Here is a 22,987-nt window from a genome sequence, read left to right as displayed (position 1 = left end):
CAACTGGCCGCGACGGCCGACTGGGTGCGGGTATCCCGCGGGAAACAGAGGCCGCTCGTGGCTGACCCGACGGGTTTCATGAAGTACCGGCGCGAAGAGCCGAAGAAGAGGTCCAAAGAGGACCGTCTCGCTTCCTGGGGCGAGGTCTACGCCGACGTCGAACCGGCGGAGCGCAACGAAACCGTGCGCACGCAGGCCTCGCGCTGCATGGACTGCGGTATCCCGTTCTGTCACTCCGGCGGCTCGGGTTGCCCGCTCGGCAACCTGATCCCGGAGTGGAACGACCTCGTCCGCCGCGGCGACTGGGCCGCGGCGAGCGACCGGCTGCACGCCACCAACAACTTCCCCGAGTTCACCGGCAAGCTGTGCCCGGCGCCGTGCGAGGCCGGCTGCGTGCTGGCGATCTCGCCGCTGTCGGGCGGGCCGGTGGCCATCAAGCGGGTGGAGGCGACGATCGCCGACCAGTCGTGGGAATCCGGGTACGTGCAGCCGCAGGTGTCGGAGGTGTCCTCGGGCCGCCGCGTCGCCGTGGTCGGCTCCGGGCCGGCCGGGCTCGCCGCCGCGCAGCAGCTCACCCGCGCGGGCCACGAGGTCACGGTGTTCGAGCGCGACGACCGCCTCGGCGGCCTGCTGCGCTACGGCATCCCCGAGTTCAAGATGGAGAAGAAGGTCCTCGACCGGCGCCTCGCGCAGCTGCGCAAGGAAGGCACGCGGTTCGTCACCGGCTGCGAGGTCGGCGTGGACCTGACGGTGGAGGACCTGCGCGAGCAGTACGACGCCGTGGTGCTTGCCGTGGGCGCGCTGCGCGGTCGCGACGACCAGACCACGCCGGGCCGGGAGCTGCGCGGTATCCACCTCGCGATGGAGCACCTCGTGCCCGCCAACCGGTTCGTGGAGGGCGACGGCCCGTCGCCGATCGACGCGGCCGGCAAGCACGTGGTCGTGATCGGCGGTGGAGACACCGGCGCCGACTCCTACGGCACGGCCACCCGTCAGGGCGCGCTGTCGGTGACGCAGCTGGACCAGTACCCAGTGCCGCCGACGAGCCGCGACGACGACCGCTCGCCGTGGCCGACGTGGCCCTACATCCTGCGCACCTACCCGGCGCACGAGGAGGCCGGCGAGCGCAAGTTCGCCGTGGCCGTGAAGCGGTTCGTCGACGACGGCGCCGGCCAGGTCAAGGCCCTTGAGCTGCAGCAGGTCCGCGTGGTGAAGGACCCGGAGACGGGCCGGCGCGAGGTCGTGCCGACCAGCGACGAGGTCGAGGTGCTGCCCGCCGACCTGGTGCTGCTGGCGATCGGCTTCGAGGGCGTGGAGCGGATGCCGCTGCTCGACGGTCTCGGCCTTTCCCTGACGCGGCGCGGCACTTTGTCGTGCGGTGCCGACTGGCAGACCGCGACGCCGGGCGTGTTCGTCTGCGGCGACGCCCACCGCGGCGCGTCGCTGGTGGTGTGGGCCATCGCCGAGGGGCGGTCCGTGGCCAACGCCGTGGACGCGTTCCTCATGGGCGACTCGGACCTGCCGTCCCCGGTGCACCCGACGGCGTTGCCGCTCGCGGTGGTCTGACCCGCCGTTCTCCGGCCCCACGTTCTACGGGCCCCACGTTCGGCAGGCCCCCAGCGCAATGGCGCGCTGGGGGCCTGTTTTTCACCGGTGCCCTCGCGCCGGTGAACTTCCCGGCACACACGGTGGTTTCCGCTGACCGTCGAGAGTGGACCCGTCACCGGGAGCGGCAGTTCGCGCTCTGTGGTGTCGTTTTTTCGCACTCCCCCTTTATTCGGTTTTTCAAGCCGAGACTTTTGGTGTCGTGAGCGCCGCGTCGACCGGTTCGAAGACCGTGGCCATGGGCCTGAGCAGCCCCGCGGCACCTGACCATCCACGACGGCAAGGTGAAGCAGGTCGGCCGCGGCAAGATCAGCGTGCTGGCCGTGTTCCCGGTCAAGATGGCGCCCGCGCCGCCCGCGCTGGGTCTGCCGCCGGGTACGAAGGTCCCGATGCAGTCCGTGCCGACGTCCGTGGTCGTGGGTCCCGACGGCGCGCTGTACGTGTCCGAGCTCAGCAGCGTCGGCGTGGGCGTCGCGCGCGTCTGGCGCGTCGTGCCGGGTCACTCGCCGACGATCTACGCCGATGGGCTCACCGCGCTCACCGACCTGGCGTTCGACCGCAAAGGCCGGCTGCTCGTGGTGACCTTCGCCGAGGACGGCATCGCCGCGCCGCACTCGGACGGCGTGCTGACGCGGATCGAGACTGGCCCAGGCCACCGGCCTCGCGATCGACGGCGACGACGTGTACATCGCCAACCACGGCACGTCGCCGGGTACCGGCAAGCCATCCGGCTCGATCGAGAAGCTGACGGTGCGCAATTGAGGCCCGGCTCCGGGCGGACGGGTCCCCCTTCTCCGGCGCCCGCCCTCGGCGGCGAGCGAAACGTGAAGCAGATTTCTCGCCGCGGCGGCCCTTCGCGCTGTACCTGCCCGGACGAACCGGACGTGTGACCCGCACCGCCCTCCCGGAACCGCGCGGGCGGCGAACCTTATCCTGGGAGCCGTGAACTGGACAGTGGACGTTCCCGTCGACACGCTTCCCGAGCTCCCGCCGCTTCCGCCCGAGCTGCGTTCGCGCCTCGACGCGGCCCTGGCCCTGCCCGCCGCCCAGCAGCCCGAGTGGCCTGACGTCGAGCTGGCCAAGCGCGTCCGGGGCGTGCTGGAGAGCGTGCCGCCGATCACCGTGCCCGCCGAGATCGACCGGCTGCAGAGCCGGCTCGCGATGGTCGCGCGCGGCGAGGCCTTCCTGCTGCAGGGCGGCGACTGCGCCGAGACGTTCGAGTCCAACACCGAGCCCCACATCCGCGCCAACCTGCGCACGCTGCTGCAGATGGCGGTGGTCCTCACCTACGGCGCGAGCCTGCCCGTGGTGAAGATGGGCCGCATCGCCGGCCAGTACGCCAAGCCCCGTTCGGCGGCCACCGACGCGCTGGGCCTGCCCGTGTACCGCGGCGACATCATCAACTCGCTGGTGCCCAAGCCCGAGCTGCGCGTGCCCGACCCGGGCCGCATGATCCGCGCGTACGCCAACGCGGGTGCCGCCATGAACCTGGTCCGCGCCCTCACCGGCGCCGGCATGGCCGACCTGCACCAGGTGCACGACTGGAACAAGGACTTCGTGTCGGCCTCCCCGGCGGCGCAGCGCTTCGAGGCGCTGGCCAACGAGATCGACCGCGGCCTGCGGTTCATGAACGCCTGCGGCGTCACCGACACGTCGCTGCAGTCGACCGAGATCTTCGCCAGCCACGAGGCCCTGCTGCTCGACTACGAGCGCGCCCTGCTGCGCCTGGACAACGCCGACGCGGCCAACCCCAAGCTGTACAACCTGTCCTCGCACTTCCTCTGGATCGGCGAGCGCACCCGCCAGCTTGACGGCGCGCACATCGCGTTCGCGGAGCTGCTGTCCAACCCGATCGGCCTCAAGATCGGCCCCACGACCACGCCCGAGCAGGCGCTGGAGTACGTCGAGCGCCTCGACCCGCGCCACGAAGAAGGCCGGCTCACGCTCATCTCCCGCATGGGCAACGGCAAGGTCCGCGAGGTGCTGCCCGCGATCGTCGAGAAGGTCGAGGCCTCGGGCCACAAGGTCATCTGGCAGTGCGACCCGATGCACGGCAACACGCACGAGTCGTCCACCGGCTACAAGACCCGCCACTTCGACCGCATCGTCGATGAGGTGCAGGGCTTCTTCGAGGTGCACCACAAGCTCGGCACCTACCCGGGCGGCATCCACGTGGAACTCACGGGCGAAGACGTCACCGAATGCCTCGGCGGCGCCCAGGAGATCTCCGACGTCGACCTCTCCGGCCGCTACGAAACCGCCTGCGACCCGCGGCTGAACACGCAGCAGTCGCTCGAGCTGGCGTTCCTCGTGGCGGAGATGCTGCGGGGCTGAGTCCCTAAACGGTGTTCAACAGCGCCGCGGTGGACTTCAGGACCGCGTCGCGCAGGCCGCCGAGGTCAGGGACGGCCTCGGCGTTCGCCTGGAGTCCGATGTGGACGCCGTCGCGGTAGGTGGCGACGGCGATGCCCACGGCGTGGCGCGGGGCCAGCGGCACGAACGGGTACACCTGCGCCAGCGGCGCGCCCGCGAGGGTGAGGCGGGCGGCCGGCAGCGGCACGGTGGTCACGACCAGGTCGAACAGCAGCGGCGCGGCCAGCCCGGCCGTTTTCGTGCCGAGGCGGTGCAGGACCGTGGGAACGCGGTCGGCGAGCAGCGGAAACGCGCCGGCGCCGCGGGCCGGGCCGCCGGCCTTGTTACGGGCCATCGCGCGGCGCACCAGGTTCAGGCGCTCGACGGGGTCGTCCTCGCCGATCGGCAGGTCGCACAGGTAGCCGGACAGTTTGTTGCCGCCGACCTGGCCGCCCGAACGGCCGCGCATGCTCACCGGGATCAGGGCCCGCAGCGTGCGCCCGTCGGCGCGTTTGCCGCGGTTGACCAGCCACTCGCGCAGCGCCCCGGCCAGCACGGCGAGCACGACGTCGTTGCCGGTGCCGCCGTGCGCGCGGCGGATGCGGCGGATGTCGGCGGTGGGCAGCCGCACGAACCCCAGGCGACGCTCGGCCGACGCGGGCGCCGACACGGGTGACAGGGGCGGCCGCGCCGCGCGGACGAGCGAGGTCGCGATCCCGGCCGTCTCCCCGGCGTGCGCGAGGGTGCCTTTCACGCTGTCTTTCACGCTGTGCAGCGCCGAACGCGGCCGCGGGATCGGCGCCGGCCCGGACGCGCGGGCGAGGGTGCGGTCCGCGACGGCCAGGCCGTCGAGCAGGCCGACGGTCACCGCGTACGCGCCTTCACCGTCGGTGAGGGCGTGGTGCAACTTGAGCAGCACCGCGAAACCACCCTGGGGCAGCCCGGTCACCACGGTCAGATCCCACAACGGACGGCTTGTGTCGAGCGGCTCGGCGATCCACCGCGCGGCGAAGTCCGTGAGCGGGTCGGGGTCGTACAGTGTGCTCAGCTCGTGGTGGTGGATGTGTTGCGCCGCAACAAAATCCGGATCATCCGACCAAGTCGCGGAACCGGGCGGAAACAGCTCGGTCCGCGTTTTTCGGCGCAGCTGCGGCATTTTCTCCGCGCGCGACGCCAGCAGCGCCGCGAGCTCCGCGCCGTCGGCTCGCCCGCGAGAGGTGAACACCAGTACCGCACCCATGTGCATTGGCGCGGTTTCGCTTTCCAGGCACAGGAACGCGACGTCGAGCGGGCTGAGCGGGGTACGAACCATCTCGACCGTCCTCGTGCGGCAGGGCAGGGGTGGGCTGCGCCCCACGACACCACCTTGACATGACAGGAGGGTGGTCACCGTGTTTCGCGGGCGCTAACGACCCGCGGTTTCACTCACCCGGGTCACGCGCACCCCAGCGCCGCACCCACCCTCCCCGTGCCGGCTTCTCCTCCTTCGCGGGCCGGGACGGCTGCGGCAACGGCAGGGGGTGCGCCACGGTGGGCGCTTCGGCGGCCGGGGGCGGCGGCTGGGACGGCTGGGGGAGTGGCGAGCCTTCACCGGCCGTGCGCGGTGCCGGTTGCGGCAGCGGCTCGGCTGTTTCGGGAATGGCCAGCGCGATCGTGGGGCTGTCGCCGACGTCGGTGCTGCGTGGGGGAAGCGGTGCGGGCTCGCCGAGTGACTGCGGTGGCTGCTCGGACGCCGCCGGCGGGAGTGCGGACTGCGCCAGCAGCGCGGCGAGGCCGGCCGGAGGGTGTGCGGTGGGCGTGCTGTCGGCGCGGGTGCTGGGGGTGCGTCGGGGGAGGGGCGCGGCCGTGCCCGGTGGACGCGGCGCCGGGCGGTCGGGACCGAGGGCGACGTTGTGGCGGGGGAGCAGAGACGCTTCGGCCAAGTGTGGGAGCAGCACCGAGGGAGACCGCGGAGGCGAAGGCTCGCCGGGTGCGGTCACGGGCTGGGTGGTCGCCACACTGCCGAAACCGCCGCTGGAGGTGGGGCCGGCGGCGCGGGGTGCGGCTGCCGGGCCCCGGCCCTCGGCAGCGCCGAAGGCGTTGCGGTTGGGGAAGGGCTCGCCAGGTGCGGCAGCGTCGCGGCGGGGAAGGGGTTCGCCGCTGTCGGAACCGGTGCCGGCACGGCGCGGCAGCGACCCGGCGGACCCGGCTGACCGCACCGGCGGGACACCTTCGTCCGCCGAAGCCGAAGGAGCAGCCTCACCCGACACCCCCGTGTGCCGCAACCTCACCCCGTGACCCGGCCGTTTCGGCAGCCCCGGCCACAACTCCCCGGCGTCGGCCGCCGCCGTCCGAATCGCCGCGCCGTCCAGCTCCGTGTGCGTTTCCTTGATGTCCCGGTCGAGCCACTGGATCACCAGCGTGAACGGCCCGTCCCCCGGCAACGGCCACACGAAGATCTGGTGGTCCAGGTGGAACTGCGTCCCGCCGCCACCCACGGCGCGCAGGACCGGCTGCGCGGGCTCCGAAGCGGACGGTACCGAGATCGATTCGGAGCTGCCGCGGCTCCCGTCGGGGTACAGCACGCCGACGAGCAGCGCGTTGTAGTCCGGGATCCGCCGGTGGTCGATGAGGGAGCCGCTGCGGCTCTCCTGCAGGCTGTCGCGCGAGTACACCGCCAGGCGCAGCGTCAGGGCTTCCGGCCAGACTTCGATGCCGCGCAGGGCGACGATCGTGCGTTCGGAACGGCCGAGCGGCCGCGCCCACGGCAGGAGCGCCGGGACGATGTGGTCGTTCGGCGGGCCCATCCACGGACGGCCCTCGTAGCCGAACAGCTCCTGCTCCCGCACGGGGAACAGGGGGCGTTCACGAGGACCGTCCGTGAAGAAGCTCATGGGCTACTCGCGCGGGGAGAGGTCGCCGTTCGACAGCGCCTGCTCCGAGCCCGTGGCGGCCGAGGGCTTCGAGGGGCTGCCCATGGCGTCCATCAGCTGGCGGGCCAGGCCGAGGCCCGTTCCGCCGAGCGACAACGCCTTGGTGAACATGTCCGACATCCCGTCCGCGCCGTTCAGGACCACCATGTGGTCGACGTTACCGAACGCCTGCGCGCCGGCCTCGACGATTTCCGGCCAACGTTCGGCCAGCTGTTGTGCTACCACAGCTTCCTGGTTCTCCGCCAGTGCCGCCGCCCGCGCCTTGATGGACTCGGCCTCCGCCAGACCGCGAGCCCGGGCCGACTCGGCCTCCGCGAGACCCCGCGCCTTCGCGGCCTGCGCCTCCGCCAGACCGCGAGCCTGGGCGGCCGCCGCCTCGGCCTCACCGGTGGCGCGCGTGGCCCCCGCCGACGCCTCGGCCCGGGCCTTCGTGGCCTGCGCCTCCGCCTCGGCGGCCGTCTTCACGCGCGTCGCGTCGGCCGCGGCCCGCAGCTCGGTCTCCTTCGCCTCGGCCTGCGCGCGGGCGATCTGGGCGTCGCGGTCGGCGTCGGCCGTCGTGCGCGTCTCGTACGCCTTCGCGTCGGCCGGCTTGCGGACCTGCGACTGCAGCCGCTGCTCGGCCAGCGCGGCCTCCAGCTCGGCCGCCCGCGTCTCCTGGACCACGACCTCCTGCCGCGCCGTCGCCTCGGCCAGCGGGCCCGACTGGCTCGCCTTCGCCTTGGCCTGGTCGACCTCGGCTTGGTAGCCGGCCTGCTTGATCTGGCTCTCCCGCATCGCGCCCGCGTTCTGCGCGGCGGCGACCTGCTCGGCCTGCGTGGCCTCCTGGTCGCGTTGCGCCTCGGCGATGCGGGCCGCGGCCGCGATGGCCGCGGCGTGCGGCTTGCCGAGGTTGAGGATGTAGCCGGACTCGTCGTCGATCTCCTGGATCTGCAGCGAGTCGACGATCAGGCCCAGCTTGATCATCTCCGTGGCCGACGACTGGCGGACCTCGCCGGTCAACGCGTCGCGGTTGTGGATCATCTCCTCGATGGTCAGCCCGCCCACGATCGAGCGCAGGTGGCCCGAGAACAGCTCGTGGATGGTGTCGTTCATGCCCTTCTGCTGGTCGAGGAAGCGGCGGGCGGCGTTGGCGATGGAGGCGTAGTCGTCGCCCACCTTGTAGATGACCACCGCGCGCACGGTCACGGGCAGGCCCTGCTTGGTCACGCAGGACACCTGCAGGTTGACGCCGCGTGTGTCGAGCGAGAGCCGTCGCGCGGTCTGGAAGCCGGGAATCACGTTGACACCCCGGCCGGTCACGATCTTGAACCCGAGGCTGTCGGCGGTCTCGGTGCGCTCCACCCGGATCCCCCACCCGGAGATGATGAGCGCTTCGTTCGGCTCCGCGACCTTGTACAGGATTCGCAGAAGCCCGAAGAGCACGATCACGGCTATCACCGCGATCGCGACGATGAGCCAGATTTCCATAACCCCTCGCAGCCCGATTTCGGTTGTTGGTAGCTCTTCGACGCCGCTAAGGCTTCAGCGGTTGCCACCGTTCAACGTAAACCGTCCGCGGGGGTTCGAAATCCACCACAAGGACCTGAGTGCCGCTCGGGAAGCTCACTTCGGGGTCGGCCGCGTAGGCGTAGAAGGCCTCGGTGCCGCCGCGGACGCTGAGCAGCACCTCTCCGATCAGGCCGGGGCCGACGGCGCCCGTGACGCGGCCTCGGTTGCCGATCATCCGCCGAAGCCCCGGATTTTCACCTTCGTGCCCTTCGGCACCAGCGAACCCGGCTGCGGGTCCTGCTGGAAGACGAAGTTGAAGCCGCCGCCGCCACCGTGGCCGCGGCCACCACCGCCCCCCTGCTTGTCGACATCGAGCCCGGCCTGCTTGAGGATCTGCTCGGCCTCGTCGAACTGTTTGAACCGCACGTCGGGCACCTGCACGGCGTTGGAGACGAAGACCCTCACCTGCTTGCTGCCCGGCGAGTTCGCCGGCGGGTCCGTCCGGGTGACGCCGCCGGCCGGAATCGTCTGCGAGAACTCCTCGCCACCGTCCACCGGCTGGAAGCCGGCCTGCTGCAGCAGCTGGAACGCCTCGTCCTTCGGCCGGTCCGTGACGTCGGGCACCGGCGGGAGCGGTTCCGGACCCTTCGACAGGACCACGGTGACCTGGCCGCCGATGTTCACCGGCGTGCCGGCCGCGGGGCTCACGCTCACGACGGTGCCCTGGGGCGCGGTGTCGCTGAACGCCGGTGTGCCCTGCGTGACGGTGAGCTGCTGGCCCTGGATCGCCTTCGTCGCGTCGGCCAGCGAGGTGCCGACCTGGATGTTGGGCACCACCGGCTTGCCCTTGGACACGACGACGGAGACGTTGGCGTCTTTCTCCAGCTGCGTGCCCTCGGCCGGCGTCACCTTGACCACGGTGTTGGCCGGCACGGTGTTGCTGAACTCCTGGCTGTACTGCGGCGTCAGGTTCGCCGCGCGCAGCTTGTCGCCGGCCTCGGCCTGCGTCAGGCCCACGAGCTTCGGCACGGCCGACGTGGTGGGCGCCGACTCGCTGAGGATGAACGCGAACGCCCCGATCAGCCCGCCCAGCACGAGCACGCCCACCGCGATCAGGGCGAACATCTTCCGCCGGTCCCGCGGTTTCGGCTCGTCGGCCGGCGGACGCGGGCGACGCGGCGGAGGCGGGGTGGCCGGCGGGGGCACCGCGACCTGCTGCGTCGGCATCGGCTGGCCCGTGGGCGGCGACGGCGGCGGCCCGGCCGGGACCGCCCGGGTCAGTGCGCGCGTGCCCTGCGGACCCGAGACCGGCATCGTCTGCTCGGTCACCGGGATGCGCGGCATGGTGCGCTCGGTGTCGGACATGCGGTCGCCGTCCGGCGGCGGGGGCACGGGCACGGGAACGACCGGCAGGCCCAGCTCCGCGCGCACGGCCTGCAGCTCGGCCAGGAACACGCCGGCGTCGGCCGGGCGCAGCTCGGAGTCGCGGCGGGTGGCGCGCAGGATGAGGTCGTCGAGCGCGGGCGGCAGGTCCGGCCGCAGCTCGCCGGGGCGCGGCACGTCGTCGTTCACGTGCCGGTAGGCGACCGACAGGGCCGTGTCGCCGGTGTAGGGCGCCTGGCCGGTGAGCATCTCGTACAGCAGGATCCCGGCCGAGTACACGTCGCCGCGGGCGCCCGTGACGCCCGTGGTGACCTGCTCGGGCGAGAGGTAGGCGACGGTGCCCAGGATGACGCTCGAGCTCGTGGTGCCCGCGCTGGCGACCGCGCGCACCAGGCCGAAGTCGCCGACCTTGACCACGCCGCCCGACAGGGCGCCGCTGCTGCGGCCGATGAGCACGTTCTCGGGCTTCACGTCGCGGTGCACCAGCCCGGCGGCGTGCGCGGCGGCCAGAGCCGACAGCACGGGCTCGGCGATGCTCAGCGCGAGCGCGACGTCGAGCTTGCCCTGCTCGGACAGCAGGTCGCGCAGCGTCCCGCCGTCCACGAGCTCCATCACGAGGAAGGCGAGCCCCGCGTCCTCGCCGGGCGGGACGTCGAAGCCCTGGTCGTGCACGGCCACCACGTTCGGGTGGTGCAACTGGGCGGCCGAACGCGCTTCGCGCACGAAACGGTCCACGAACGAGCGGTCGTCGGCGAAGCGGGGATCCATGATCTTGATCGCGACCGCGCGGTCCAGCCGGGTGTCCATCCCCCGGTAGACCGACGACATCCCGCCCTGGGCGAGCAGCCTGTCCACGCGGTAGCGGCGTTCGAGCAGCGTGCCGACGAGGCTGGGGTGCGTGCGTGTCACGGCTGGTTATCGTACGGAATCACGCCCGCGCGGGTGAGGTGAGGCGGCGGGTCACCCGTGCGTACCAGTCGGGAAACCGGCCGAATGTGGCACAGTGTCACGTGTGAGTGGGATTCCTGTCGCCGATGACGTCCTCGACTCCGCTGTCACCGTCCTTCCCCTGAATCAGGTGGCGGCCGTGCTCGGGATCTCGTCCAACAAAGTGCGCCAGATGCTGCGCGACGGTCATCTGATCGCCGTGCGCCGCAAAGGCGACCTGTGCGTGCCCAGCGACTTCTTCGTCAAAGACGGAGTGGTCAAGGGCCTGGCGGGCACCATCACGGTGCTCGCGGACTCGGGGTTCAGCCGCACCGAGATGCTGCGCTGGCTCTTCGCGGCCGACGACACGCTGCCGGGCATGACACCCGTCAACGCGCTGCGGACGAGCCACGGCACCGAGGTGAAGCGGCGCGCCCAGGCCATGGCTTTCTAGGCTTTTCGCCTGATTCGCTCCGCGCCGGTCCGACCACGCGGGGTGATCGATCACGGCCTGCCGACGGCCGCCGTGTCCGCTGTCCGAAACTTCTGTCCGAAACGCCCGAAGGCCTCCCCGCTCGCGCGAGGAGGCCTTCGGGGAACTTCGTGCGTCAGCCGTTTTGCTTGTCGCGCCAGGCGACCCAGTTCTTGAGGGCCGTGAGGTCGTAGTCGGGACCGCCGACGCCCACGGTGAACGTGCTCACGCCCAGCTCGACGAGCTTCGGGCCGAGCTCGTCCGGGTCGCCCTGCACACCGCAGGAGCGCTCGATCTCGAGCGGGTCGCGGCCGAGATCCGCGCAGTGCTGGTCAAGGATCTTCACCTTGCGCTCGACGACCTCCGGATCGCCGAAGCCGTGCCAGATGTCGGCGTGCTTGGCCACGAGCTTGAGGGTCTTCTTCTCGCCGCCACCGCCGATGAGCACGGGGATCTTGCGCGTCGGCGCCGGGTTCAGCTTGCCCAGGCGGGATTCGATGCGCGGCAGCGACTCGGCGAGGTTGTCGAGGCGCCCGCCGGCGGTGCCGAACTCGTAGCCGTACTCGTCGTAGTCCTTCTCGAACCAGCCCGAGCCGATGCCGAGGATGAGCCGGCCGCCCGAGATGTGGTCGACGGTGCGGGCCATGTCCGCGAGCAGCTCCGGGTTGCGGTAGCTGTTGCACGTCACCAGCGCGCCGATCTCGACGCGGGACGTCGACTCCGCCCAGGCGCCGAGCATGGTCCAGCACTCGAAGTGCATGCCGTCGGGATCGCCGTAGAGCGGGTAGAAGTGGTCCCAGTTGAAGACGATGTCGGCGCCGATGTCCTCGGCCGCCGAGGCGGTGCGGCGGATGGTGTCGTAGTCGGCGTGCTGCGGCTGGAGCTGGAGCCCGACTCGCAGACGCCGGTTCGAAGCGGAAGTCATGGCTCAGAGCCTACGCACGCGGCCGCGGGCCCACACAGTGAGCAGCCGCGGCAGAGCCACGGCCAGCCGGCGGCCCTTGCCGACGACCGCGCGCCGGTTGAGCACGTCGTAGTCCAGCGCCTCGATCTCGTCGAGGATGCCTTCGTACAGCGTGATCGCCGTGCGCACACAGGGCCGGGATTCGGGACGCAGCAACGGAATTCCGGCTTCGGCGCGCCGGTACACTGCGCGGGCGCGCGACACCGCGACGGCGAGCGCGCGCCGCACGCGCGGGTCGGGCAGCCCGCGCCGGCGCGTTTCCACCAGCAGTTCGCGATCCACGCGGAACACCGAAAGTTCTTCAACGGGAAGGTAAAGCCGGCCGCGGTCGAGGTCTTCACCGATGTCCCGTAAGAAATTCGTCAGCTGGAACGCTTCCCCGAGCGCCGCGGCGCTGGGTTCGGCTTCCGCCAAGGGAACGACGGTGCCGAACACCGGCAGCATCTGCAGCCCGATCACGCACGCCGAACCGTGGACGTACTCCGCCAGATCCGCGTAGGTGGCGTACTCGGTGACGGTGAGGTCCATCCGCATCGAGTGCAGGAACGCGTCCACGAGCTCACGCCGGATGCCGTAGCGGCGCACGGTGTCGGCGAGCGCGGCCGGCACCGGATCGGCGGGCGCGCCGCCTTCGTAGACCTCGTCGACCATCCCGGCCACTTCGTCCAGCGCCGCCTTGGGATCGGTGCCGGGTTCGGGGTTGTCCACGAGCTCGTCGGCCATGCGCGCGAAGCCGTACAGCGCGTGCGCGGCCGGCCGGGCGCGCGCCGGCAGGAGCCGGGTGGCGAGGAAGAACGTGCGGCCGTGGTGGGCGTTGATGCGGCGGCATTCGGTGTACGCGGCGCGCAGGCCGGGGTCCGAGATGCCGGCGGCGTCCAGTTCTGTCACCGGCCGGTGATCCTTTCCGCGGCGAGACGTCCGGAGATGAGCACCGGCGGGATGCCGACGCCGGGGGTGGTGCCGCAGCCGGCGAGCACCACGTTGCCCGCGGCCCGCACGAGGTTGGCGGGCCGGAACGGGCCGGTCTGGGTGAACGTGTGGGCGAGCGAGAACGGTGTGCCCGCGGACATTCCGCGTGCGGCCCAGTCGGCGGGGGTCACGACCTCGTCGACGGTGAACTCGTCGGCGAACCCCGTGAGCCCGCGCGATTCCAGCGTGCGCAGCAGTTCCGCGCGATAGGCGGGGCCGACGCGCGGCCAGTCGATGCGCCCGCGGCGCAGGTTCGGCGCGGGCGCGAGCACCGACACGATTTCGCCGCCGTCGCCCGCCAGCCCCGGTTCCGTCGCGGTGGGACGCGTGACGAGCAGCGAAGGATCGCTCATCAGCCGACCCTCGCGCACGATCTCGGCGAACGTCCGGTCCCAGGCGCGGCCGAAGAAGATCGTGTGGTGCCCGAGCTGCGGCCACGACCGTTTCGCGCGCCCGTGCAGGACCACGGCCGAAGGCGAGTAGCGCAACGGAAGCACGCGGCTGGGCCGGGCGCCCAGCAGCCGGTACGCGGTGCCGAGCTCGGTGGCGAGCACCACCGCGTCGCACTCGATCCGCTCGCCCGAGCGCGTGCGCACGGCCCGCACCCGCGACGACACCCGTTCCAGCCACGCCGCTTCGGTACCGAAACGCAGGTCGGCGCCCGCTTTCGCGGCGGCCGCGGCCATCGCGCGCGCGACCGCGCCCATGCCGCCGTGCGGGTAGTAGACGCCGCCGACGGTGTCCATGTACGCGATCACGCCGTACGCGCCGAGCGCCCGCGCCGGGTCCAGCCCCGCGTAGAGCGCCTGGAAGGAGAACAGCCGGCGCACGCGTTCGTCGCGCAGGAACCGGGCGATTTTCGGGCCGAGCCGCCCGAAACCGCCCAGCGCGGCGAGCTTCACCAGCTCCGGGCGCGCGAGGTCGAGCGGTGAATCGAAGTTGGCGCCGATGAAGTGGTCCTTCTGCGCCGCGTACAGGTCGGTGAGCCAGCGCCGCAGTGCGCGATAACCGGCGGCTTCGGCGGCGCCGGCGAACGCGCGGATCTCGGCTTCCATCGCCTCGCCGTCGGTACGCAGCGCAAGCGTGCTGCCGTCGGCGAAGCGGGCGTGGTAGGCGGGGTCGAGGCGGGTGAGCGGCAGTGTGTCCGCCAGCGATTCGCCGACGGCGTGCAGCGCCTCGTCCACCAGTTCCGGCATGGTCAGCACGCTCGCGCCGGTGTCCACGGCGTTGGCGCCGAAGTCCTGCTGCCCGGCGCGCCCGCCTGGCACCTTGCCCTGTTCCAGCAGTGTCACGCGGCGGCCCGCGCCGAGCAGGTACAGCGACGCCGAAAGGCCGGCCAGACCCGCTCCGACCACCACCACGTGGTCGGTGGGCCCGGAGACGGTCTTGGTCACGAGGTCCGCCGCGTCGCCTTGCCGACGAGGTCGGCCAGCGCGGCCGGAGCCGGCTCGGCCAGGTGCGCGCGCTCGAGGGCGGCCATCGCCGAGGCGGTGAGGCCGTCGATGCGGTGCTCCACGGCGTCGACGGCGCCGACGCCGGTCAGGGCTTCGCGCACGGCCTCCACGGCCGTGTCGGACAGGTCGGCCTTGCCGATGGCGCCGGCGATCACCTTGGCGGCGGTGCGGTCGCCCCGCTCGTCGGCCAGCTGCAGGCCCAGGGCCACGAGCAGGGTGCGTTTGCCCTCGCGCAGGTCGTCGCCCGCGGGCTTGCCGGTCACGGACGGGTCGCCGAACACGCCGAGCAGGTCGTCGCGCAGCTGGAACGCCACGCCGACGTCGCCGCCGAACTCGAGCAGCGTGTCGACGAGCCGGTCGTCGGCCCCCGCGAGGGCGGCGCCCAGGTGCAGCGGGCGCTGCACGGTGTAGGCGGCGGTCTTCAGCCGGTCGATGCGCAGCGCGGCCTCGGGCGACGCGTCGCCGACGGCCTGCGTGCGGACGTCGAGGTACTGCCCGGCCAGCACCTCCGTGCGCATGGCTCGCCAGGCCGGGCGGGCCTTCGCCAGCGTCTCGGCGGGAAGCGGGGCCTCGGCGAACATGTCGTCGGCCCACGCGAGCGCGAGGTCGCCGACGAGCACCGCCGTGGCCAGCCCGAACGTCGCGGGCGAACCCAGCCAGCCGTGGTCGGCGTGCACCTTGGCCGAGGCAACGTGCACGGTCGGGTTGCCGCGGCGCGAGTCGGAGGAGTCGATGAGGTCGTCGTGGATCAGCGCGCACGCCTGGATCAGCTCGAGGCTCGCCACGACCTGCAGCGCGCCCTCGGCGGCTTCCCCGGAAGCCGCGCCGCCGGCTCCGCGCCAGCCCCACCACGCGAACGTCGGCCGGATGCGCTTGCCACCGCACAGCACGAAGCCCGACAGCACGTCGATGCCCGCCGCGACACTCGGCTCCGTGCGCACGATCTCGTCGCCGGCACGGTCGAGGAACGCGGTCAGCGCACGCTCGACGTGGGCAGGCAGATCGTCGTCGAAACCGGGCGCGTCCATGCCGCCATCATCCGGGGCGCGGGCCCGGCCGGTCGCGCCGGGTGCCCCCGATGTGGCGCACGAGACGCCGGATGCGGCTGACCGCCCGCGCGCCGGTCACGGTGGGCCCGCGGGTGTTCAGGCCCGCCCGGCCTCGCGTCGTCCTGGTGGTGGGCGTCGGCCGCCGGGTCCCGCCCGCCGAAGCGATGCCGGGTCTCCGGGGCCCGCGAGCGCGGCCGGAAACCGCCTGCGGTCTCGGCTCACCCGGTCGAGCGGGTGGCCCGCCGCGACGTCGGGCCCGCTCAGCCGGTCCAGAACTCGCCGGGCAGCCCGGCGGCGGCGAAGTACGCGGCGGCTTCGGCCGGTTCGCGGCGCTGGTAGCCGTATTCCAGCCGTCCGGCGTACCAGCCCTCGGCCAGCTGCCACAAGGCCGGGAGGTCGAGCACGGCGCCCTTCGCCATGCCCGTGCGCTCGGTCCATTCGTCCACACAGGACTCGCCGCAGAACAGGCGCTGCACGGAACACGTGTGGCGCACGTCGTCCCACATCCGGGCCGTCGGCACGGGGAAATGCGCGACCTGCGGGCCGTCCGGCGGCGCTTCGCGGCTCACGACGAGGGCCGTGGGCTCGGTGCAGCACGGGCAGCGCGTGGCGACGAGTACTTCGGGCTCGGCGCGCACGAGGTGCGGGATCGCGAACGAGTCCCATGCGCAGCCGCCCCACCACAATGTGCGCTCGCCCATCACGGAGAAACCCAGCGGGATCGCCGCGAACGGGTGCGCCAGCACCACGTGCTCGCACTCGTCGAGGACCAGGTGGCGGGCGTCGGCGAGGCGGTGCAGCGCTTGCTTGGCCACGGCGAGTGAACCGTGCGCCGCGTCGGCCAGCTCCGGCGCCGTGGGCGGGCGTCCGTGGGTGGCGAAGGCCCGGTACACGGCCACTCGCACGTCTTCGTCCCAGGCGGTGTCGTCTTCGCGGCTCATGACTGGCTCCTCGCCGGAGGGTGCGAGTCCGACGGTACCCGTGGCCAAGGCCACGCGCCGGGGCTCCCAGCGTCCGGTTTCGCCCACTAACATGTCCGTTCATGACGTCGGTGATCGAGCGGTTGCAGGGGGACGGGCCCCGGTTCTCCATCGAGTTCTTCCCGCCCCGCGACGAGGCCGACGAGGCTGTGCTGTGGCGCTCCATCCGGGAGCTCGAGCCGTTCGACCCGGCGTACATGTCGATCACCTACGGCGCGGGCGGCTCGAGCCGCGACGGCACGATCCGCAGCATCGCCCGCGTCGCCACCGAGACCACGCTCTGCCCGATGGCGCACCTGACCGCGGTCGACCACTCGGTATCGGAGCTGCGCAACGTGATCGGCTGGTACGCGGCCGTCGGCGTGCGCAACATCCTCGCGCTGCGCGGTGACCCGGCCGGCGAGGTCTACGGAGACTGGGTGCCCCACCCCGAAGGCCTGACGTACGCCGAGGAGCTGGTGGAACTCATCCGCTCGCTGGGCGACTTCTGCGTCGGCGTGTCGGCGTTCCCCTACGGCCACCCGCGTTCGCCGGATCTGGAGTCGGACACCAAGTACCTCGTGCGGAAGTTCCGCGCCGGGGCCGATTTCGCCATCGCACAGCTGTTCTTCGAGGCCGAGGACTTCCTCCGGCTGCGCGATCGCGTGGCCGCCGCGGGCTGCGACGCGCTGGTGCTGCCCGGCATCATGCCGCTGACCACGCTGCGCACCCTGCACACCACGATCAAGCTCTCCGGGGCGCCCGCGTCGCAGCGGCTGCTCGACCGGTTGGAGCCGCTTTCGGACGACCCGAAGGCGTTCCGCGCGGCCGGGATCGACGCCGTCACCGAACTGGGTGAGAAACTGATCGCCGAAGGTGTGCCGGACCTGCACTTCTACACGTTCAACCGGTCCAAGGCCACGCGCGAGGTGGTGACGCGCCTCGGGCTCGTGCCGGCGCGCGCGTAAGTCCGTACCCCAGGCAGGGCCTTGGCCGGTACGGTTCGGCCCATGGCTTCCACCGAACACAGCGTGCACGGGATTTCCGACCGGTACGTCGACGACTACGCGGCCGTGGACCCGGTCGCGGCCACCATGCTCGGCGTCGCCGGGTACGACGACCAGCTCACCGACTACTCGCCCGCCGGCCACGCGGCCCGGGCCGCGCTCGCGGCGAAGGCTCTCGCGGAGGTCACCGCCGCCGAGCCGGCCGACGCGGGAGAGCGGGTCGCGAAAGCGGTGTTCACCGAGCGCGTGGGCCTGGACGTGGAGATCCACGACGCCGGCCTCGACGTCGCCGCGCTGAACGTGATCGCGAGCCCGGTGCAGGACCTGCGCATGGTGTTCGACCTGATGCCGATGGACACGCCCGAGCAGTGGGCCGACATCGCGGCCCGCCTGAAGAAGGTGCCCGACGCGCTCGCGGGGGTGCGCGCTTCGCTGCTGACCGCGGCCGACGCGGGGCGTGTGTCGGCGCTGCGGCAGGTGGGCAAGGTCGCCGAGCAGTGCGAGACCTACGCCGGCCTCGGCGAGGGGCCGAGCTTCTTCACCGGCCTCGTGGGCAGCGCCGGCGAGGTGGGTGCTGCGTTGTCCGGCGACCTGCGGGCGGGCGCCCGCGCGGCCGACGAGGCGTTCGCGGAGTTCGCGGGCTTCCTGCGCGCCGAGCTCGCGCCGAGGGCCCCGGCCAAGGACGCCGTGGGCGAGGACGTCTACCGGCTGTGGTCGCGCTACTTCATCGGTGCCGAGCTGGATCTGCGCGAGGCGTACGAGTGGGGCTGGCACGAGTTCGCCCGCATCGACACCGAGATGCGCTCGGTGGCCGAGCGGATCCGTCCGGGCGCGTCCGTCGCGGAAGCCGCCGAGGTGCTCGACGCCGACCCGCGCTACCGCGTGCACGGGCGTCCGCAGTTCGAGGCCTGGATGCAGTCGCTGTCCGACGAGGCCCTGAAGTCCTTGCGCGGCAAGCACTTCGACATCCCCGACCGGCTCATGGCGCTGGAGTGCCGCATCGCCCCGCCGGGCGGCGGCGTCGGCGCGTACTACACCGGGCCGAGCGAGGACTTCACCCGTCCGGGGCGGATGTGGTGGTCGCTGCCGGCGGACAAGGACGAGTTCACCACCTGGCGCGAAGTGTCCACTGTGTACCACGAGGGCGTGCCGGGCCACCACCTGCAGATCGCGACCGCCGTCAACCAGGCCGCGTCGCTCAACAAGTACCAGCGGCTGATGACGTTCATCTCCGCCCACGGCGAAGGCTGGGCACTGTATTCCGAGCGCCTCATGCAGGAACTCGGCTACTTGTCGGACGACGGCAACCTGCTGGGGATGCTTTCGGAACAGCTGTTCCGAGCCGCCCGCGTGGTCGTCGACCTCGGCATGCACTTGGAACTCGAAATCCCGCGCGGCACGGGCTTCCACGAGGGCTCGCGCTGGACCCCGGACCTCGGCCTGGAGTTCCTGCTCACGCGCACCATCACCGACCAGGCCCACGTTCGCGACGAGGTCGACCGCTATCTCGGCTGGCCCGGCCAGGCCCCCGCGTACAAACTCGGCGAACGCCTCTGGCTCGCCGCCCGCGACGACGCTCGCCGGCGGCTGGGGGACGCGTTCGACATCAAGCAGTTCCACACGCGGGCGCTGGAGATGGGCGGGATGGGGCTGGACACGTTGCGAGAGCAGCTGGCTTTGCTGAACTGAGTTTTCCGGTTCGGCTTGGTGAAGCCCTCCAGCGCCTTGCGTGGCGGTGGAGGGCTTCACCGTGTCCGGGCGACTTCAAGCGCCGTCTTCCCTTCCTCCACCCCAAAACCCATCGCCCCACCACCGCCTACCCCCTAAACTCCCGCCCGTGCACCGGATCTTCCTCGTCACCCCACCCCCCTCGCTCTGAGCGGGGTGGTTTCCGCCGCGTGAGTCCGCCACCGGACCCCGCGGCCGGTCGGTGCTGCACAAAAACCGCACGAAAACCGCCCCGCGTCGTCGATGTCCGAAATCCTTCGACGCTGGAGCGTTGTCCATGTCTGTTGTCCTGTCCGAGCGCGCCCGCGGGTCGGTCGCGCTCGTCGTCGCCGGGGTGCTGTGGGGGACCGGGGGGTTGGCCGGGTCGTTGCTCGGGCAGCTCGCCGGGTTGCACCCGCTGGCCGTCGCCGCGTATCGGTTGCTGCTGGGGGGTGCGGCGGCGATCGCGGTGTCCGGCAAGGGGATCCCGCGGACCCGCACGCAAATCAAGCGCGTGCTCGTCGTCGGCGCGTTGTTCGCGTTCTTCCAGACGACCTACTTCGCCGCCGTCGCGCTCGGGTCGGTCGCCACGGCGACCATGACCACCATCGGCGCCGCGCCCGTCATGCTCACCATCGCCACGGCGATCCGGACGCGCCGGGCACCGCGGTCCTGGACCGTGCTGTCGGTCGTCGGCTCGCTGATCGGCCTGGTGCTGCTGTCCTGGGAGCCGCACACCGAAACGTCGAACGCCGCCATCGTCCTGGCTCTCGCCGCGGCCGCCGGGTTCGCCGTCCTCACCACCCGCCCGGTCGACGACCCCCTGGCCACCACCGCGTACGGCTGCCTCACCGGCGGCCTCCTGCTCACCCCGGCCGCCCTCGCGCTGGGCATGGCGCTGCCCGCCCGGCCCGACGTGCTGCTCGTCGCCGTCTACTTCGGCGTCGTGCCGACAGCGCTGGCGTACGCCGCGTACTTCAAGGGCCTCACCACGGCCCACCCCGTGCTCGGCGCGCTTTCGGCGCTGCTCGAACCGCTCACGGCGACGATCCTGTCCGTCGCCGTCCTCCACGATCACCTGAGCCCGCAGGCCTGGGGCGGCGCGGCTCTCCTGACCGCGGCGCTGGCCGTCGGCTACTGGCGCCCGGAACCTACTTCGGGTCGAGCGGCAGCGGACGGCCGAGGATCGCGAACGGACGCGGGTCGCCCGTGAACTGGTAGTCGCGCAGCACGTCGGCGAATCCGGTGCGCCGGTACAGCTTCCAAGCCCGGCTGGTGCCTTCGGGCGTGGACAGCAGCACGTGGGCGTTCGGAACGCCGTCGAGCAGCCGGCGCAGCAGGTCCTCGCCGATCTGCTTGCCCTGGCTCTCGGGGCGCACGTGGATCTCGGTGAGCTCGAAGTAGTCGCTCATCCACCGCTCGGCCTCCTCGGGGCCGGAGCGGCGGGTGAGGCCGTGGCGCACCTGCTCGTGCCACCACTGCCCGGCGCGGCCCTTGTACCCGTAGGCGAGGCCGAGCAGCACGTCGTCGGCGTCGAGGGCGGCCATGCAGCGCCAGCCCTCGCGCAACGCGTGGGTGAGCCACATCGGCGCGCGCTGCTCGGCCGTGCCTTCGGGGTACTGCATGGCCTTCACGTAGATGGCCAGGGCTTCGGGCAGGCGGGTGCGGAACTCGTCCGCGGACAACTGCACGTATCGGGAACACCCGGAGGACATGGCGGTCACGGCTGTCCATCCTCCACTCCCGCCGCGAGCGCGCCCGGGGTGCCCCCGGTCAGCTCGACGAGCCCGTCGAACGTCGTCGGGAACACCGACTTCGGGTGCCCGGCCGCGGCCCACACCTCGTCGTACGCGCGCAGGGCTGTGTCCACGAGCGTCACGAGCCGCCGGGGGTGCCCGACGGGGGCGACGCCGCCGATGGGCTGGCCGGTGTGCGCACGCACGAAGTCCGCATCGGCTTTGCCCACCTCGGCGAGGCCGGCGAGCGCGGCCAGGCGGGCCGGGTCGGCTCGGTGCGCGCCGGAGGTGAGGGCGAGCAGGGCCGTCTCCTCGCCGCCGGCCGTGCGGGCGCGGAACACGAGGCTGTTGGCGATCGCGCCGACCTCGACCCCGAGCGCTTCGGCGGCCTGGGCCGCGGTGCGGACCTCGGCCGGCAACACGCGCACACCCTCGGCGGCGGCCTGCTGGCCGGCTTCGCTCAGAGCGGCTGTGACCTTGGCGACGGCGGGATGGTCGGGGGAGCTCATCCGGTTATGAGACCACGCCGACGGCACCGTGTCCCGCACCACGTCCCCGGATTCCACCGGCGGGGTTGAGAGAACACGGCACCGGGGGTTACTCTGGAAATCGTTCGAACAGACGTTCGACATCCGGTGAGTGTTCACCGGCAGGTGTCCGGCGAGGGGCGGGGGAAGCGCCCCGCGGCCGGGCACCTGCCGGACTCGCCCGAGCGGGAGGAGGGTCGTCATGTCCGTCTCGGTCGTGTCCCCTGACCCCGGGCAGCCCCAGCTGCCCCTGTCGCTGCGCCCGCCGGCACCCCCGGCGGCGGCCACCCTGCTCGCCCAGGCCAAGCGCGGTCTGGCCGACGCCGAAAACGAACGTGATCCCGCCGAGCGGTTCATCGGCGCCTACCTCTCGGCTCTGCGCGGTGCGGCGGCGGTGCTCGCCGTGCGCGGGCGGTCGCGCCGGGGCCGTGGTCGTCCGGCCAGCGGCTGGGTGCTGCTCGACGCCGTGGCGCCGGAGCTGCAGGAGTGGTCTGCCTTCTTCGCGGCCAACTCGGCCACGCGCGCGGCCGCCGAAGCCGGCATCACCGGAAAGGTCACGGCCGAGTCGGCCGCGAGCCTGCTGCGCGCCACCGGCCTGTTCCTCGAGCTGGTCCGCCGGCTGATCCACGGCCTGCCCATCTCCGGCGAAGCCCATGTCGCGTGAGCTCGGTCCGGTCGACCACGGCCGGTTGCTCGAAGCGCTGGAGATCGAAGCGCGGGTGCTGGGGGAGGTGGCGCACGCGGCGTCGGCCGAGGCGCCGGTGCCCACGGCCCCCGGCTGGACGCTGGGGGAGCTGCTGCGCCATGTCGGCAGCGTCCACCGCGTCACCCTCGGCTGGCTGCGCGAGGGCCACAAGCCCGCGCAGTGGCAGCGCATGCCGCACCAAGACGAAACGGTCGCGGAGTACTACGCCTCGGGCCGCGACGCACTGATCGCCGAGCTGGCCGCCCACGACCCGGCCGACCACGCGGCCACCTGGTGGGCTGCCGATCCGACGTACGGCTTCTGGCGCCGCCGCACGCTCCACGAAACGCTCGTCCACCGCGTCGACGCCGAGCGCGCCGCAGGCGTCGACCACCCGGCTGTGCCCGCCGACCTCGCCACCGACGGCGTCGACGAGGCCCTCACCCTGTACTTCGGCCACAAGCTCGCCCTGCTCGGTCTCACCGGCACCCGCCACGGCACCGTCGGCATCCGGACGGGCGGGCACAGCTGGATCGCCCGCGCCGGCCCCGAAACCATGGACGCGTGGCGCTGCTCGCCCGAGGCGGCCCTGTCCGCCGACGAACTCGTGAGCGGCGACCCGGCCAACGTCTACCTCTGGCTGTGGGGCCGCGCCGCCCCGACCGCCGTCGTCTCCTCGCGCGGCCACGACCTGGCCGCCCAACTCTGGGCCTTGCTGCGGCTGGCCACCCGCTGAACCGGAAAGTGGGGAAGCTTCCCCGGTTCTTGTCGGTGGTCGCCGCTACCTTCGG

20 protein-coding genes and 1 pseudogene are annotated in these 22,987 nt (G+C 72.3%); 9 read left to right on the top strand and 12 right to left on the bottom strand.

Annotation, left to right across the window (positions count from 1 at the left end; genetic code table 11):
- Positions 1–57: 57 nt before the first annotated feature.
- The 3 genes from AB0383_RS07615 (at position 58) to AB0383_RS07605 (ending at position 3,939) form a co-directional block, all read left to right on the top strand.
- On the top strand, positions 58–1,566 hold the full coding sequence (locus AB0383_RS07615) for a glutamate synthase subunit beta (protein WP_364179406.1): 1,509 nt from the start codon (positions 58–60) through the stop codon (positions 1,564–1,566).
- A gap of 323 nt (positions 1,567–1,889) precedes the next feature.
- Positions 1,890–2,495 carry a ScyD/ScyE family protein gene (locus AB0383_RS07610; RefSeq protein WP_366185847.1) on the top strand — a complete coding sequence of 202 codons (606 nt, stop codon included), beginning with the start codon at positions 1,890–1,892 and terminating at the stop codon, positions 2,493–2,495.
- A 52-nt stretch (positions 2,496–2,547) separates the two neighbouring features.
- Positions 2,548–3,939 carry a class II 3-deoxy-7-phosphoheptulonate synthase gene (locus tag AB0383_RS07605; RefSeq protein ID WP_220238047.1) on the top strand — a complete coding sequence of 464 codons (1,392 nt, stop codon included), beginning with the start codon at positions 2,548–2,550 and terminating at the stop codon, positions 3,937–3,939.
- 4 nt (positions 3,940–3,943) lie between these two features.
- Here the strand turns inward: AB0383_RS07605 and AB0383_RS07600 are convergent, their stop codons facing one another.
- The 5 genes and pseudogenes from AB0383_RS07600 to AB0383_RS07580 all read right to left on the bottom strand — a co-directional run bounded on the left by AB0383_RS07600 (position 3,944) and on the right by AB0383_RS07580 (position 10,649).
- On the bottom strand, positions 3,944–5,269 hold the full coding sequence (locus AB0383_RS07600) for a wax ester/triacylglycerol synthase family O-acyltransferase (RefSeq protein ID WP_366185844.1): 1,326 nt from the start codon (positions 5,267–5,269) through the stop codon (positions 3,944–3,946).
- A gap of 946 nt (positions 5,270–6,215) precedes the next feature.
- Positions 6,216–6,830: pseudogene (locus tag AB0383_RS07595) on the bottom strand (hypothetical protein); the annotation flags it as partial.
- A 3-nt stretch (positions 6,831–6,833) separates the two neighbouring features.
- Positions 6,834–8,336, bottom strand: coding sequence for an SPFH domain-containing protein (locus tag AB0383_RS07590; RefSeq protein ID WP_364179401.1), 1,503 nt, complete (start codon positions 8,334–8,336; stop codon positions 6,834–6,836).
- A 46-nt stretch (positions 8,337–8,382) separates the two neighbouring features.
- The gene (locus AB0383_RS07585) at positions 8,383–8,592 is read right to left on the bottom strand and encodes a hypothetical protein (protein WP_364179399.1); all 210 of its coding nucleotides are present in this window, start codon (positions 8,590–8,592) and stop codon (positions 8,383–8,385) included.
- Positions 8,589–10,649 carry a PASTA domain-containing protein gene (locus AB0383_RS07580; RefSeq protein WP_366185841.1) on the bottom strand — a complete coding sequence of 687 codons (2,061 nt, stop codon included), beginning with the start codon at positions 10,647–10,649 and terminating at the stop codon, positions 8,589–8,591. The genes AB0383_RS07585 and AB0383_RS07580 overlap by 4 nt, the downstream gene beginning before the upstream one ends.
- Positions 10,650–10,752: 103 nt before the next feature.
- Here AB0383_RS07580 and AB0383_RS07575 point away from each other — a divergent pair, with 103 nt between their 5' ends.
- Complete coding sequence (locus AB0383_RS07575; RefSeq protein ID WP_354863772.1) at positions 10,753–11,121, top strand: Rv2175c family DNA-binding protein; 369 nt, start codon at positions 10,753–10,755, stop codon at positions 11,119–11,121.
- 154 nt (positions 11,122–11,275) lie between these two features.
- On the opposite strand, the gene AB0383_RS07570 is transcribed toward AB0383_RS07575, so the two are convergent.
- From AB0383_RS07570 to merB, 5 genes are all read right to left on the bottom strand, one after another.
- Positions 11,276–12,064 (bottom strand): LLM class F420-dependent oxidoreductase, encoded by a 789-nt coding sequence (locus AB0383_RS07570; RefSeq protein ID WP_364179396.1) that lies wholly within the window; start codon positions 12,062–12,064, stop codon positions 11,276–11,278.
- 3 nt (positions 12,065–12,067) lie between these two features.
- Positions 12,068–12,991: a phytoene/squalene synthase family protein gene (locus AB0383_RS07565; RefSeq protein ID WP_364179394.1), complete on the bottom strand. Its 924-nt coding sequence runs from the start codon at positions 12,989–12,991 to the stop codon at positions 12,068–12,070.
- Complete coding sequence (crtI, locus tag AB0383_RS07560; protein ID WP_366185838.1) at positions 12,988–14,466, bottom strand: phytoene desaturase family protein; 1,479 nt, start codon at positions 14,464–14,466, stop codon at positions 12,988–12,990. The genes AB0383_RS07565 and crtI overlap by 4 nt, the downstream gene beginning before the upstream one ends.
- Entirely contained in the window at positions 14,463–15,554 is a 1,092-nt protein-coding gene (locus AB0383_RS07555) for a polyprenyl synthetase family protein (protein WP_366185837.1), read from the bottom strand. Before AB0383_RS07555 ends, crtI begins: the two co-directional genes overlap by 4 nt.
- A 281-nt stretch (positions 15,555–15,835) precedes the next feature.
- Positions 15,836–16,516 (bottom strand): organomercurial lyase, encoded by a 681-nt coding sequence (gene merB / locus AB0383_RS07550; protein WP_366185835.1) that lies wholly within the window; start codon positions 16,514–16,516, stop codon positions 15,836–15,838.
- Positions 16,517–16,617: 101 nt separating this feature from the next.
- Between merB and AB0383_RS07545 the strand changes: the two genes are divergently transcribed.
- The 3 genes from AB0383_RS07545 (at position 16,618) to AB0383_RS07535 (ending at position 20,461) form a co-directional block, all read left to right on the top strand.
- Entirely contained in the window at positions 16,618–17,502 is an 885-nt protein-coding gene (locus AB0383_RS07545; protein ID WP_220238058.1) for a methylenetetrahydrofolate reductase, read from the top strand.
- A gap of 42 nt (positions 17,503–17,544) precedes the next feature.
- Positions 17,545–19,230 (top strand): DUF885 domain-containing protein, encoded by a 1,686-nt coding sequence (locus AB0383_RS07540; RefSeq protein ID WP_366185832.1) that lies wholly within the window; start codon positions 17,545–17,547, stop codon positions 19,228–19,230.
- A gap of 316 nt (positions 19,231–19,546) precedes the next feature.
- A complete protein-coding gene (locus AB0383_RS07535; RefSeq protein WP_366185830.1) occupies positions 19,547–20,461 on the top strand; it encodes an EamA family transporter in 915 nt (304 codons plus the stop codon).
- Here AB0383_RS07535 and AB0383_RS07530 read toward each other — a convergent pair.
- Both AB0383_RS07530 and AB0383_RS07525 read right to left on the bottom strand, forming a co-directional pair.
- A complete protein-coding gene (locus AB0383_RS07530; RefSeq protein ID WP_364179382.1) occupies positions 20,400–20,972 on the bottom strand; it encodes a GNAT family N-acetyltransferase in 573 nt (190 codons plus the stop codon). The two genes, AB0383_RS07535 and AB0383_RS07530, sit on opposite strands and share 62 nt — an antisense overlap.
- Positions 20,969–21,493 (bottom strand): YbaK/EbsC family protein, encoded by a 525-nt coding sequence (locus AB0383_RS07525; protein ID WP_366185828.1) that lies wholly within the window; start codon positions 21,491–21,493, stop codon positions 20,969–20,971. Before AB0383_RS07525 ends, AB0383_RS07530 begins: the two co-directional genes overlap by 4 nt.
- A gap of 220 nt (positions 21,494–21,713) precedes the next feature.
- Here AB0383_RS07525 and AB0383_RS07520 point away from each other — a divergent pair, with 220 nt between their 5' ends.
- Entirely contained in the window at positions 21,714–22,175 is a 462-nt protein-coding gene (locus tag AB0383_RS07520; RefSeq protein WP_366185826.1) for an SAV_6107 family HEPN domain-containing protein, read from the top strand.
- Positions 22,165–22,932, top strand: coding sequence for a maleylpyruvate isomerase N-terminal domain-containing protein (locus tag AB0383_RS07515; RefSeq protein WP_364179377.1), 768 nt, complete (start codon positions 22,165–22,167; stop codon positions 22,930–22,932). The genes AB0383_RS07520 and AB0383_RS07515 overlap by 11 nt, the downstream gene beginning before the upstream one ends.
- Positions 22,933–22,987 lie beyond the last annotated feature (55 nt).

Origin of the sequence: Amycolatopsis sp. NPDC051373 (assembly GCF_040689465.1) — a bacterium.
Classification (GTDB): domain Bacteria; phylum Actinomycetota; class Actinomycetes; order Mycobacteriales; family Pseudonocardiaceae; genus Amycolatopsis.
Note: the sequence above shows the minus strand (reverse complement) of the source record. Positions and strands in the feature narration are given on the sequence as shown.